9 protein-coding genes and 1 tRNA gene are annotated in these 13,225 nt (G+C 63.4%); 4 read left to right on the forward strand and 6 right to left on the reverse strand.

The genetic code is table 11. From position 1 onward, the window contains the following. Positions 1-7: 7 nt before the first annotated feature. Entirely contained in the window at positions 8-2,740 is a 2,733-nt protein-coding gene (locus tag CRD59_RS02320) for a cation-translocating P-type ATPase (protein ID WP_113852997.1), read from the reverse strand. Between the two features lie 397 nt (positions 2,741-3,137). On the opposite strand from CRD59_RS02320, the gene CRD59_RS02325 reads away from it, so the two are divergent. Further along, positions 3,138-5,267, forward strand: coding sequence for a cation:proton antiporter (locus CRD59_RS02325; protein WP_113852998.1), 2,130 nt, complete (start codon positions 3,138-3,140; stop codon positions 5,265-5,267). 64 nt (positions 5,268-5,331) lie between these two features. On the opposite strand, the gene CRD59_RS02330 is transcribed toward CRD59_RS02325, so the two are convergent. The 3 genes from CRD59_RS02330 to CRD59_RS02340 form a co-directional block, all read right to left on the reverse strand. Then, positions 5,332-6,063 (reverse strand): alpha/beta hydrolase, encoded by a 732-nt coding sequence (locus CRD59_RS02330; protein ID WP_113852999.1) that lies wholly within the window; start codon positions 6,061-6,063, stop codon positions 5,332-5,334. Between the two features lie 49 nt (positions 6,064-6,112). Then, positions 6,113-6,877, reverse strand: coding sequence for a hypothetical protein (locus CRD59_RS02335; RefSeq protein WP_113853000.1), 765 nt, complete (start codon positions 6,875-6,877; stop codon positions 6,113-6,115). Between the two features lie 321 nt (positions 6,878-7,198). Continuing rightward, a tRNA-Gly gene (locus CRD59_RS02340) sits at positions 7,199-7,272 on the reverse strand. Between the two features lie 223 nt (positions 7,273-7,495). On the opposite strand from CRD59_RS02340, the gene CRD59_RS02345 reads away from it, so the two are divergent. The 3 genes from CRD59_RS02345 to nagA all read left to right on the forward strand — a co-directional run bounded on the left by CRD59_RS02345 (position 7,496) and on the right by nagA (position 10,855). Then, the gene (locus CRD59_RS02345; protein ID WP_113853106.1) at positions 7,496-8,482 is read left to right on the forward strand and encodes an ROK family protein; all 987 of its coding nucleotides are present in this window, start codon (positions 7,496-7,498) and stop codon (positions 8,480-8,482) included. Between the two features lie 138 nt (positions 8,483-8,620). Further along, positions 8,621-9,409, forward strand: a complete 789-nt coding sequence (gene nagB, locus CRD59_RS02350) for a glucosamine-6-phosphate deaminase (protein ID WP_113853001.1) — start codon at positions 8,621-8,623, stop codon at positions 9,407-9,409. Between the two features lie 117 nt (positions 9,410-9,526). After that, on the forward strand, positions 9,527-10,855 hold the full coding sequence (nagA, locus tag CRD59_RS02355) for an N-acetylglucosamine-6-phosphate deacetylase (protein WP_113853002.1): 1,329 nt from the start codon (positions 9,527-9,529) through the stop codon (positions 10,853-10,855). Between the two features lie 39 nt (positions 10,856-10,894). On the opposite strand, the gene htpX is transcribed toward nagA, so the two are convergent. Both htpX and CRD59_RS02365 read right to left on the reverse strand, forming a co-directional pair. Next, complete coding sequence (gene htpX, locus CRD59_RS02360; RefSeq protein WP_113853003.1) at positions 10,895-11,830, reverse strand: zinc metalloprotease HtpX; 936 nt, start codon at positions 11,828-11,830, stop codon at positions 10,895-10,897. 61 nt (positions 11,831-11,891) lie between these two features. Beyond that, a complete protein-coding gene (locus tag CRD59_RS02365; protein ID WP_161522259.1) occupies positions 11,892-13,097 on the reverse strand; it encodes an InlB B-repeat-containing protein in 1,206 nt (401 codons plus the stop codon). Positions 13,098-13,225: the final 128 nt, after the last annotated feature.

The raw sequence follows: 13,225 nt of genomic DNA on the forward strand, positions 1-13,225 counted from the left end.
GCCCTGGTCAGCGACCCGAGCGAAGCATGGCCGCAATCGAACGACGGGTGTGACGCAGTGCAGAACGGGGGCTGTGGCCATGCCGGGCCAAACGCTGGCGAATCAGCTTGTCGCCCTCACTGAATACCAGTACGGTGAGCCCGACCGCCAGGCACAGCCCCCACTGGGCGAGCGTCAACGGCACGAGACCCAGGACACCCGCCAGCGGAGGCCAGTACATCCCGCCAGCGTGGATACCGAGCGCGACCAGCGAAGCCAGGAGGAGGAACTTATTATCCAGCGGATTGAGCTGGACGATGAGCTTGGTCTGCGAACGCGCGGACATGGCGACGAAGAAGTTGAACAAGACCAGCAGGGTCAGGGCCAATGTGCGCGCATGGGCCAGACCCATGCCGTGGGAGAGCGATACATGGAAGAGCACCAGCACGCATGTGGCCATCCACAGGCCGCACACCGCAACCCGGGACCACAGCACCTTGGACAGCAGACCCTCAGAGCCCGAACGTGGAGGTGAATCCAGCTCGTCGCCGTCACCAGGTTCGAAGCCCAGGGCGATGTCCTGCACGCCGTTGGTGACGAAGTTGATCCACAACATCTGCAGTGGCAGGAAGAGCAGGGGCATGTCCGCGATCACGTTCACACCCACGGCAATCATTGCCGCCGCGGCCGTCGCCAACAGGAAGAAGGCGGAGCCACGGATCGCCTTGAATGTGACGCGACCCTGACGCACGGCCTGGGTGATGGTGACGAAGTTATCGTCGGTCAGCACCACGTCCGAAGCTTCCCTCGCCACATCGGTGCCGGACTCGCCCATGGCGATGCCCACCGAAGCGGCCTTGAGCGCTGGGGCGTCGTTCACTCCATCACCGGTGACCGCAACCACTTCGCCTTCGTTCTGCAGGGTCTCCACGATGCGCAGCTTGTCCTGTGGGGAGACGCGGGCCGCAATCGAGGTCTCACGCAGACGAGCGGCGAGCACCTCGTCGCTCATCCCCAGCATCTCGGAGCCGGTCAGGGCCCGGTCCGTGGACTCCAGACCCAGACGGCGGCCGATGGCGGCGGCTGTGACCGGATGGTCTCCGGTGATCATGATTACACGGATACCGGCCTTGGCGCAGTCGGCGATGGCCTCACGCACACCCGCCCGGGGCGGGTCCAGCATGCCTTCCAACCCCAGGAAGGTCATATCGTGCGCCTGCTTATGGGATTGCAGGTCATCGCTGGCATCGATGGTGCGGCTGGCCACGCCGATGACACGCAGGCCCTGGCGGCCCATCTGTCCATATGCCTCGTGGACCGCGGCGGTGTCAAGCGGGATGGCCCGACCGGAGACGTCCTGCATGCTGGCACACATGGCCATCACCGCGTCCGGGGCGCCCTTGACGTATTGGGTCAGGCTGCCGTCCGCACTGCGGCGGATGGTCATGGAGTGCAGCAGTTCGGGTTCGTAGGGGGTCTGCAGGGCAATCGGCGACTCGAGTTCGACGGGAGAGACCACGCCGGCCTCATCCGCGGCCCGGGCCATGGCCACGTCCACAGCATCTCCCGAATATACGGTTGAGCCGTCTTCGGCAATGGTTCGCTGGGCCTCGTTGGTGAGTGCGCCAGCCTTGAGCAGGGCTGCGGCGGCATCGGCCTGGGTCGAGTCCGAAGTGACTTCAGCGAGCTGCCAGGCAGGGCCGGCGCCGAAGGCCACCTGTTCCACACTCATGCGGTTCTGGGTGAGCGTGCCGGTCTTGTCGGAGCCGATCACGGTGATGGAACCCAGGGTCTCCACGGCCGGCAATGAACGCACGATGGCGTTGTACTGGGCCATGCGGGAGACGCCCAGGGCCATGGCCACGGTAAGCACAATGGGAAGGGCCTCGGGCATGGAGGCCACGACCAGGGAGACGGCGGAGAGGAAGGCCTGGGCTGGATCGCCCTCGATGATGGCTCCGCCGATGAAGACGAAGACGGCCACGAGGATCACAGCTATGGCGATGCCGGTCTCGGCCCGGTGGAGGATGCGTTGCAGGGGGGTGAGCCCCTTGGAGACGTGGACGAGATCGTTGATCTCGCCCAGCTCGGTGTCGCCGCCGGTCGCCACGACCACGCCCTGGCCACGCCCGGAGGTGACCATGGTGCCGGAGAAGGCGACGTTGCGCCGGTCGCCCAGGGCCGCGTCCTCCTCCACCGGCTCGGTACCCTTGCGGGCATCCTCGCTCTCGCCGGTGAGCATGGATTCGTTGACCTTGAGATGGATGGCGTCAATCAGCCGCAGGTCGGCGGGTACCCGGTCACCGGATTCAAGCAGAACCAGGTCGCCGGGGACCAGGTCGGAAGCATCGATGGTGGCCGCGCCGCCATCGCGCAGAACACGCGTTGTGGGGGAAGCGAGGGAAGTGAGCGCCTCCACGGCCTTGTCCGCCTTGGACTCCTGCACGTAGCCTATGATGGCGTTGAGGATGAGCACCAGGAAGATAGCGCCTGCATCCACATAGTGCCCCAGGAATACCGTGATGACACCACAGACGACCAGGACCGCGATCAGGGGGCTGGTGAACTGCTCCAGGATGAGCTTCCACTTGGACTTGGACTCGCCCTGGGCCAGGGTGTTGGGGCCGAATATATCCATACGACGCGCTGCTTCGGCTGAGGACAGGCCCTGGGGGCCGGCCTTTAGGGCATCGAGGGTTTCATCCACACCCAGTGCGTGCCAATCGGCGGTCTGGTTGGTCTGGGCCTGGCTGGCGTCCATCCGCTCATTGGCCCGGACATGTCCGGCGCCCGCACCAGCTGTGGATGAGATCCGGGAATCAGCTTGTTGACTTGGCTGGTTCAATGAATTAATCGAGTTGTTCGGCATCGGTTTCGCCGGCCTTTCTGGGTCGGTTTCGCTGGTCTCGCCTAATATGAGGCTTCTGCAAGAAACAAGCGAATTCGCTGAGTGCTTATTCCCGCCTCCATATAATGATTACAAGAGTATTCTGCCAGCTTATCCAAGCGGCGGTAAGGCCCGGCACGCGATGCCAGCCATATCTTCACCGGATGAACCGTATGCGGCCAGGGCGAACCAACGCTCTCGAACGGCCGAGGGGATACGAACATCATTGCAGCGCGCCCGTAGGCCAGGACGGGCGGCGGGAAGGCGGCCAGTGGAACTTTTCACCCTCATCCTCAGCATCATGGCGGCGGTGCTCATCTCCTCATTCATCAGCCGGTTCATCCCCCGCATCTCCACCCCCCTGGTGCAGATCGTCCTCGGCGCTGTCATGGCCCTCCTCCCCATCTTCGCGCCAATGCGGTTGGACCCCGAGCTTTTCATGGTCCTGTTCATCGCCCCCCTGCTGTACCACGAGGCGCACACGATCGACAAGGCCGAGCTGGTCAAGAGCCTGAACCTCTCGCTCTCACTGGCCATCGGACTGGCGGCCTTCACCATGCTGATGGTCGGCGTGCTCCTGCACGCGGTGTGGCCCATGTATCCGCTGGCCGCAGCCCTGGCCCTGGGGGCGGCGCTCGGACCCACCGACGCCGTGGCGGTCTCGTCCATCGGCGAAGACGCCGACCTGACCAAACGGCAGCGTTCCATCCTGGCCGGCGAATCGCTCTTCAATGATGCGACCGGCGTCATCGGCTTCCAATTCGCGATCCTGACCGCAGTGACGGGCTCCTTCTCGCCGTCGAATGCCCTGGGCAGTTTCCTGGCCTCCTTCATCGGCGGCATTGCCTTTGGCGCTGTTATGGGACTGCTGACCAACTGGACTTTCGAGACCGCGCGCCGCCTGGGCTGGGAGACCATGACCACACGCATACTCCTGGAGCTCTTCCTCCCCTTCCTGATTTATCTCGTTGCCCAGAATTGGCTCCACATCTCCGGCGTCCTGGCCGTCGTGGCCACCGGGCTGCTGGTCCGCTTCGACCACACCGGCATCGGGCCGAACACCTCCAAGACCAACATCGTGTCCACGTCGGTCTGGAAGGTACTCTCCTTCTGCCTGAACGGCGCTGTCTTCGTAATACTGGGCATGCTCCTGCCTGCGGCGATCCTGACCTCCTGGGGGGACAGGAAGGTGGACAATCTTACCCTGCTCGCCATGATCGCCCTGGTCTCCCTGACCGTAATCGTGGTGCGCTTCGCCTGGGTGACAGGTGTCCTCTTCTTCGCCACCGACCCGGACACCGGCCGGCGTGTGCCCATGGACAAGCGGCGTCTGCGCTCGGCGGCGGTCATGACCTTCGGCGGCCCAAAGGGCACAATCACCCTCTCACTGGTGCTGACCATCCCGTTCACGCTGGCATCGGGCGGCGCCTTCCCCATGCGCAACGAACTGATTTTCGTGGCCGCCGGGGTCATCATCGTGACCCTGCTGCTGGCCAATTTCGGCCTGCCCTTGCTGGCACCGGCCCAGGAACGCGATGTTGAACGGCCGAAGGTGGAGAAATCCATCGAAGTGCTTCGTCGCACGGTCCAAGAACTATCCAGCCGGGCGGACGACTCCAACCGCTTGGCAGTGCAGCATGTCATCACCCTGTACAACCAGCGCATATCCCGTCTCAAATCGCAGATCGGCCAGTACAATCCACGTGAACCCCAGGCGCTGCAGCTGCAGACCCTGCAGTGGGAACGCGCATACATAGAAGACGAACTCGACCGCATCCGGCGCAAAGAAGAACAGGACGAATCGGATGAACAGGCAGCCGATGGCGCGGCCCAGAAGGATTACCAGGAAGAGACAGGGACCGAACGAGCCGAGAAGTACACCCGGGATTCACGCGAACAAGCCGCGTCCCTCATCCTGGAACGCATCATCAACTCTCTGGCCCACCTGGACCAAGGCAGCGAATTCAAGTGGAGATGGCATATCGTAGCCAGGCGGATACAGGGGCTCCTGCGCCACCTGGTCCACCGGCTGCGGCATATGACCCCCAAGATCTCAGAGAACGAGGTCTTCCTCGCCGGCCGCCAGCTGCAGGCCGACCTGAACCACCACGTGGTCGAGCAGCTTTACGCCGAGCTGGGTAAGGGACGGTTCAAGACCGAGGACCTGCTGACCACCATCATCAACCACCAGCTGATCGAATCCTCGGCCGAAGGCAAGACCGAATTCGGCGAGGTGTCGCAGATGAGCGAATCAGTGGAGGAAGTCAAGCGCGAGGGGTACGCGGTGGAGCTCTCGGTCGTCCAGGACATGGTGGAGGCCGGCGAAATCTCCCGCGGCCAGGCCCGTGAGCTGCGTCGCAATGTGTACGTAATGCAGGTGGACACCGACTCCGTGGTCTGACCCGGTCGGACCGGACAGGGATGCTACGGGTTCAGCTCGGCCCCGGTGGCCGGACATCAGTCGGTCACATGAGCCCGGAAGTCACATCGATGTCGGCCAGCCATTGGCGGATATCACCCAACTCGGCCTGACTGACCGAGTGATCCAGCCTTGCATAGGAGCGCGAGCGCAGCCAGGTGTGTTCATCCAGCCAGGCGGCGAAGGCACGCGCCTCGTATGGCGGCACTACCTTGTCGGCCTGACCATAACCGTAGAAAACCGGCTTCTCCATCGCGGCCAGCCGGTCGTCCGCAGGCGCGCTGCCCGGGACTTCGCCGGCTGCCAGGAAACCGGAAAGGCTGATCACGGCCCGGTACCGTTCCGGGTTCAGCCGCAGCAGGTGTGCAGCCAGCATCCCCCCCTGGGAGAAGCCCATGACGACCAGCTCCCTGTCCTCGGGCAGGTTGGCCTTGACCCAGGCGTCAATGGCTTCCGCCGCCGCGAGCCCGTCCCGGTCCAAATCCTCGCCCTTGGGCAGGGACCGGTGGAACCAGGTGTATCCGGGACCGAACATGCCGCCTTCCGTGCCAGGCACCGTCATCGGCGCCCGTAAGGAGGCATAATCGTTATAGGGGGCCACGTAGCGCATCAGATTCGCAATGTCCTCCTCATTGGACCCCCATCCGTGGAGGAGGAGGAAGAGGGGACGACGCAGGTTGGAACGGCCGTCCTTACGCGAATACTTGACTACATCCACATGCTGCGGCTCGCCCACGTCCCCGGGCGCGACCGGCTCGTCATCATTGTCCATGCTCATACCATCCCACGATAGTGCGTACGGTCCGGCCGCGCATCCGTTTGCACATTCAGCCGATGGAAGCCAGTTCCCCGCCCCACGCCGCCTGCAGACGTACCATATCCGCCCGCAGTCCGACCACCATCCATCGGCCCCCGCTCAACAGGCACCAATCCGCATTCGCCTGGGCACCTCCGCGTTTGCTGACCAGCTCCTTGAACTTGCCCTGGACCGGTGCACGGTAAATGGATACCGCTGAGCCGTTGTCGAAAGAGGCCCAAGCCACAGACGGATCCTTGCAGTAGCGGACCACGCTCACCCCCGGATAGTCGCCGACCGACATGCTTTGCCAACCCGCAGTGCAAGGACGGACGGCCTTGTCGATTCCCCGGTCCATCGCATCGGGCTGATCCACGGGCGCCTCGTCACGTATCGGGGCCTTGATCAGACCCTCCGGGAAGGAACGCTCCAGAAGAAGGCCACAACCGGTGAACAGAAGACCACAGACCAGCAGGACGATACCCGCAGCCCCGACCGAACGGCGTCCCCGGGCTGACGGCCGCAGGCGGGCCAGGACAACCAACAGCAGGCTCAGGGCCGCAAACCCTACCGAGAGTCCGACCCATACGGCCGGCCGGACGGATTGGAAACCTGGAATCCGGCCAGGCGCCACTGCATCAACGGTCAGCCCCGCCCCTCCCAGAGCGGACAGCAGGCCGGCGGCACCTGCGCACCGGCTCCAACCATTGGCATGGCTTCGGCCGGCTCGCGGCGGGCGACCATTCGGGGCCCCACCGGCCAAAGCCGTATTGAAGGATTCGAAATCATCCGCCATCCAGTTACCGCCTTTCCCTGTGACCGTTGTGATCGGTCTTGCTCACTTCTAGAGTACGGCCGACAGGCGGCCGGCGAGCACAGGACGGAATCCCGGGCGACACCTGGGTCGGGTTCCCGCCGCCAACGTCGTGGCCCGAATCACCGGAGCGAAAACAGGAATCGAACTCTGCACCGGCAAGTCCGACAGCGCGGCCAGTGGCAATTCGTGGCGGGGCAATCGCACCCGCCCAGCATGCCGGCTCATTCCCCTTGTTCAAAATACACATGGGCAATCAGGGAAACCGAACTCAGGGTCTGGGGGAAACTGCCATGTTCCACATGGAGCGGGCGACGGGAGTCGAACCCGCCTCTGAAGCTTGGGAAGCTTCCATTCTACCGATGAACTACGCCCGCATGGCGCCATATCCGGCCGATTCACAGACGGCCGAACGCACATACGGTTAATCAGTCTAGCAGCTTACGGCGATTTCGCTCAAATCCCGTGGCGAGAACCGGAGCAGACCGCGAATCGGCGAACTCGGTACAATCCGGCCAGTTCACTAATCAATGCTACTCTCGATGGCAGTAGCGGTTTGCGATGCTCAACGAACATGGCAAACCGATCCGGGGAGGACCAATGACGAACGCACTTCAACCGGACACGGCGTCGGATTCCGGCGTGCTTGCGCGCAAGCACGGTCTGCGCCTGGGCATCGACATAGGCGGCACGAAGATCGAAGGCGTGGCAATCGGACCCGACGGACGGACGCTCGCACACTGGCGGACCGCCAGCCGCCAAGGCAACGAAGCCGTGCTGGAGGATGTGGTCCGTGTCGCCCGGAAGCTCCTTGGATTGGTTCACCAGGACCGGGGCATAGCCACCGTCAGTCTCGGGATAGGCATCCCCGGACTGGTGGACAGCGCCCATGGCCAGGTGAAGGAGGCGGTCAACCTCTCCATCAGGCGGATGGACCTGGGCCCCCAAGCCCGGTCGGCCCTCGGGATGCCCGTCCGCGTGGAAAACGACGTGAATGCAGCCGCGCTGGGGGCCAGTCGGGGGTTGGGACTGCCTTCCGTGGCCTTCATCAACCTGGGCACCGGGTTGGGTGCTTCGATCATCCGCGATGGGCGCATCATCCATGGCGCTTCGGGATGCGCCGGCGAAATCGGACATGTACCGGTCGAACCCCACGGTTTCCTATGTAAATGCGGCCAACGAGGCTGCCTGGAGACTGTAGCCTCCGGCTCGGCCATCCAAGCGCACTGGCCCCATGCCACCCCTCCCCTGCCGGACATGATCGCCAAGGCCCGGCAGGGGCAGGCGGATGCCCAGGAGGCACTGGACCTGGCCATAGGCGGCATGGCAACGGCAGTGCAAATCGTCGGTGTGAGCCTTGACCCGGATGCCATCATCCTCGGTGGGGGCGTGACCAGGACCGGACCAGCCCTGCTGGAGCTGGTGCGCTCCGAACTGGCGAGGCGAGGCCGTGCCAGCGGCTTCGTGAAATCCCAGGACCTACCAGACCGGATAAGCCTGGCGGCACCGGACCGACGCATCGGCGCCATCGGTGCGGCCCTGGCCGGCGCGGTCGATGACCGTGATCCGTCGAAACGGACCCAGTAAGCACCGACCGGTCCACCGACAGCACAGCCGCCAATTCGCAGGCGATGCCCCCCCCCCCCGAAAAAACGGAACGCGTACGCGAACCCCCCGCCCGAGGCCCCAACGGTAGCAGCAGGGACAAGATACAAGGAGAACACCATGGCTGAAGTGATCATCACCGAATCCGAGGACGAAGCCGGCCGCATCTACGCCGATTGCGCCGCCAATCTCATCCGGACCAAGCCCGACTGCGTATTGGGCCTAGCCACCGGCTCCAGCCCCCTGGCCGCCTACCAGGCACTGGCAGCGAGAGTCAAGGATGACGGCATCGATGTCTCCCGGGTGCGCGGCTTCGCCCTGGACGAGTACGCAGGTCTGGATCCCAGGCACCCCCAGTCCTACCGGTCCACCATTGAGCGCACGGTCATCGAACCCCTGGGCTTGGACCCGGCCAAGGTGCATGTGCCCAACGGCAACCTGGAGACCATCGCCGATGCCGGCCACGAATATGACGCGGCAATCGAGGCGGCCGGGGGCGTGGACCTGCAGATCCTGGGCATCGGCACCGATGGGCACATCGGTTTCAACGAACCGGGGTCGTCACTGGCCTCGGGCACGCGCATCAAGACGCTGACCGAGCGGACCCGTATCGACAACGCCCGCTTTTTCGACGGCGCCATCGACCAGGTACCCACTCACTGCATCACCCAGGGCATCGGCACCATCCTCAAGGCCCGTCAGTTGGTCCTGCTTGCGTTCGGCGCCGGTAAAGCGGAGGCGGTGGCTGAGACCGTGGAAGGCGGCATCTCCTCCTTCTGCCCGGCATCGGCCCTCCAGCTGCACCCGCATGCGACCGTCATCATCGACGAAGCCGCGGCCTCACGCCTCCGCAACCGTGATTACTACAAGTGGGCCTATGCCAACAAGCCATCCTGGCAGAGCATCTGAACGCACGCCATTCACAGCAGCCAGCTCAGCAGTCGTGATGGCGTTCGAAGCCGGAGAATAGCCTGGAAGTATAAGTTTGCCGATATAGCGGCTTGACAAGCCGGAGAGGGCAGAATCATGGCAGGGACATCGTTCGAGGATAAAGCCAAGCAGGTTGAGGCGGCCCTGCGAGCACCAGCCCGACCCGTCATCGTTCATAACGCCAGGCTGGTTGACGCGCGCGGCCCGCTGGACCAGGCTTGGGTCATAACCGCTGACGGGGTGATCCAATCCGTCGGCCATGGGCAGGACAACCTGGATTCAGCCATACGGGGACTTGGACTGCCCTCCCTTCCCCCGACGACCATCGCGAACGAATCCGGCAGAGGTCTTTCCACCGACGTACCGCTGGCCCGACAGAGGGGTGGTTGTGCTTTCGTAGATGCGGACGGCCGCCTCCTGACTCCCGGTTTTATCGACATCCATTCGCACGGCTCCTGGCAGGCCTCCTTCGACGACGGCGTGGAGGGGATCCGTACAGCCCGCGCCGGCCACATGCTCCATGGCAGCACCAGGCAGGTGCTCAGCCTGATTACGAACCCTCTGGAAGTGATGGCCGCCAACCTCAGGCAGGTACGCCAAACCGTGAACGAGCGCCCCGACGTCCTCGGCGCCCACTTGGAGGGCCCGTTCATCGCGCCAAGCCGCAAGGGCGCGCACGATCCGGCATGTCTGCGCAACCCCGAGCCCGCTGCGCTTGACCACTTGTTGGAAGCCGCGGACGGCTGCATCAGACAGGTGACCATCGCCCCCGAGCGGCCCCACGGCATCGCGGCCATCGGCCGGCTGGCCAAGGCCGGTGTCGTACCAGCGGTGGGACACTGCGACGCCGATTATGGACAGACGCGCCGGGCTTTCGACGCAGGCGCCCGCATCCTGACCCATATCTTCAACGCCATGAACGGCATCCACCACCGCGCGCCAGGCCCAATTCCAGCCGCCATGGAGGACCCGCGCGTCACGACCGAGCTCATCAACGACGGCTTCCACGTGCAGGACCCAGCGGTCCGTCTGGCCTTCCGGCTCTTTCCCCACCGGATTGCGCTGGTCACCGATGCCATGGAGGCCACCGGCTGCCGCGACGGGGCCTACAAGCTGGGCTCTCTGAACGTGGAGGTCAGGGACGGCCACGCCCGCTTGGCATCAAACGGTGCCATCGCCGGCTCCACGCTCACCCTGGACGTCGCGGTCCGTCGCGCGGTGCAGGTCATCGGCCTGGGCGAAGCCGAGGCGGTCGAGGCTGCCACGCTGACGCCGGCAAGGGCGCTGGGCCTTGACCGCCCCAACCCGCTCACCGGCACCCCATTGGGCCTGCTGGCACCCGGCTATGCTGCCGACCTTCTCCTGCTGGATCCGACCACCTGGACCACCCGGACCATCATCTGCGCCGGCCGCCGCATTGCATGACAATCACCAGTAAACCGTCAGCGACTGAGTCTCCAGGCTTCAGCGTCCGACCCGGCCGGCGGGCTGCTGCCCCTGGGACAGTTGCATCTCCTGAGCCATTTGCATCAGGCGGGATATACGATCGGCGGTCGGAGGATGGGTCGAGAAGAGGCGGCTGAAGCCCTCTGAGGAGAATGGGTTTGCTATCATCAGCGCCGCGGCGGACTGGGTACCAGCGGTCTTGGGCATGGGTGAGTACTCAACGCCGGCGGTGATCTTGTTCAGAGCGGATGCCAGCGCCGCAGGATCACCGGTCAAACGGCTGCCATCCTCGTCCGCGTCGAACTCGCGGGTGCGGGAGATGGCCATCTGAATCAATGAGGCACCCAGTGGCGCCAGGATTGACGAGACGAGCACCCCGATGATTCCGAGACCGCCTGAACCGGAATCCCGGTCACGGCTATCTCCGCCGCCGAAGTACATGAGCGAATAGCCCAGGTAGGTGATGACCGTCGCCATGGCGGAAGCAACCGCGGAGGTGAGAATGTCGTGATTGTAGACATGCATGAGCTCGTGGCCCAGCACCCCGCGGACCTCCCGCTCGTCCAGCATCCGCAGGATTCCCTGGGTGCAGCAGACCGCCGCATGCCGCTCGTTGCGCCCGGTCGCGAAGGCGTTGGGCGACTCGGTGGGTGCTATGTAGATGCGCGGCATGGGTTTGCCGGCCCGTTGCGAAAGCTCGCGCACGATACGATAGAGCCCGGGTGCCTCTCGCTCGGAGACCGGCTGTGCATGCATGGATGCAATCGCGATGCGATCGGAGAACCAGTAAGAGGCGAACGTGGTGGCCAGGCCGATCAGGATATAGACGCCCAGCGTGCCCGAGCGCGCACCGGTCAGGGCCCAGATCAGCATGATGATGCCCCACATGATTGCAAAGAGCAGCGTCGTCTTCAGTCCGTTGTAGTGCCCATGCACCTTCAGCTTGCCGTCCATACACAGCACTCTAGCTGACCGCCGTGAAGTTCAGCCGCGGGCAAGCCCGGGATTCAGCGGGTTACGGCACCCTTTGCCATTCGGGCCGCCGACGAAAGCCGCCCCGTTTCTGAGCCCCCCGCAACAGACCGCAGGCAACAGACAGAAAGACCAATGCCTCGCCGGCCCATCGCATTACCGGCCTGGACCCCGCATAAGGGACAGTCAGGACTGGCTCCCATTGCGCATACAAGTCAATATTGCCACGTACCACATTACTGAAATCATATGGGTTTTGCCCCTGCTGATCGGTCGACCAACCCTGGAATCGGTAGCCGTCCCTTTGCGGATCACCAGGCTTGTCGAATCGGGTCCCCTGGGGCAAGCGATTCTCCTTATCGGCACGCCCATCGCCGTAATGAAGCGTGACCATCCAGCCTAAAGCCGTCTTACGCCGCACAACCCCGCCGAATCGTCCAATTCTGTTCCCAGATCCATCAAGGATGTTGGCTGCTGCACCATCACCGTTATTCCCACAAGTGACCGTATAGTCGGTCACAGCCAGGGGAGGCTCCCAACGCGTGGTCGGCGAATTCAGATTCCAAACACCGTTGCCCGGCTGGGTCGCGCAGTTCAGGTATTTGCCGTTCGCATCGGGAGAGTCGGCATCGAGAGTGAACAGCGGGGTCGGTATTTCCAAGGCCTGATCGTTATGCCCTGGAACAACCAGCATGGGCGGGAACCTTCCCCAAGGTGCCGGGTCTTCCGGGTATAAAGGCCTTTCATTGGGCATATATGCTTCATATCCGATACTGCCCTGATTGGACATATCGATTCCGGAAGGCCGGCGACCGCCTGAAGCGATGATCGTCCCACCTATTTGCATATCTGGGCTGAACTTGCCGGCACGTGCCAGTTCGACCAGAGGAGTCGCATCCCGTATCCAGTTGGACCCCAAACGCACGCTGCTCAATGACGGCAGACTCTTGAATTTCGCGAAAGGCTTCACATCGCTGATTCGGTTACCGCTCAACAGGAGCAGTTTGAGTTTGGGCAAGTCCGCGAGGGGACTGATGTCCGTGATCCGTTGCAACCGCATATCCAAGGTATCGAGCTCCTGGAAACGCTCAATACCCTTCAAATCTGTGACTTTCAAATCGTCGCCAACGACTATGGTCCCGATGTATGTGGACTTCGCCATCCAGTCGGTAAAAATATGCTGTCGTCCTTCAGGGATCTCATCCGCCACTGGGGTCACATGGAAGAAGAACGCCATCAGGAAGCCCATAAGCCTAGGGTTATCGGAAAAACAGTCGGCGAATGTACTCGTATTAGGTATGCATGTATCCGTTTGACCCGGCGAACCAAGCGACACGGCTTTGAAAGGGGCGGGAAGGAACATCAGGCCAAGCAAAC

Origin of the sequence: Bifidobacterium xylocopae (genome assembly GCF_003315615.1) — a bacterium.
Lineage (GTDB): Bacteria > Actinomycetota > Actinomycetes > Actinomycetales > Bifidobacteriaceae > Bombiscardovia > Bombiscardovia xylocopae.

Excerpts from the sequence above, each read along its gene's own strand:
- CRD59_RS02365 (WP_161522259.1), bottom strand. The coding sequence starts at position 13,097 with ATGGGCTTCCTGATGGCGTTCTTCTTCCATGTGACCCCAGTGGCGGAT.
- CRD59_RS02345 (WP_113853106.1), top strand. The coding sequence starts at position 7,496 with ATGACGAACGCACTTCAACCGGACACGGCGTCGGATTCCGGCGTGCTT.
- CRD59_RS02320 (WP_113852997.1), bottom strand. The coding sequence starts at position 2,740 with ATGGACGCCAGCCAGGCCCAGACCAACCAGACCGCCGATTGGCACGCA.
- CRD59_RS02330 (WP_113852999.1), bottom strand. The coding sequence starts at position 6,063 with ATGAGCATGGACAATGATGACGAGCCGGTCGCGCCCGGGGACGTGGGC.
- nagA (WP_113853002.1), top strand. The coding sequence starts at position 9,527 with ATGGCAGGGACATCGTTCGAGGATAAAGCCAAGCAGGTTGAGGCGGCC.
- nagB (WP_113853001.1), top strand. The coding sequence starts at position 8,621 with ATGGCTGAAGTGATCATCACCGAATCCGAGGACGAAGCCGGCCGCATC.
- CRD59_RS02335 (WP_113853000.1), bottom strand. The coding sequence starts at position 6,877 with ATGGCGGATGATTTCGAATCCTTCAATACGGCTTTGGCCGGTGGGGCC.
- htpX (WP_113853003.1), bottom strand. The coding sequence starts at position 11,830 with ATGGACGGCAAGCTGAAGGTGCATGGGCACTACAACGGACTGAAGACG.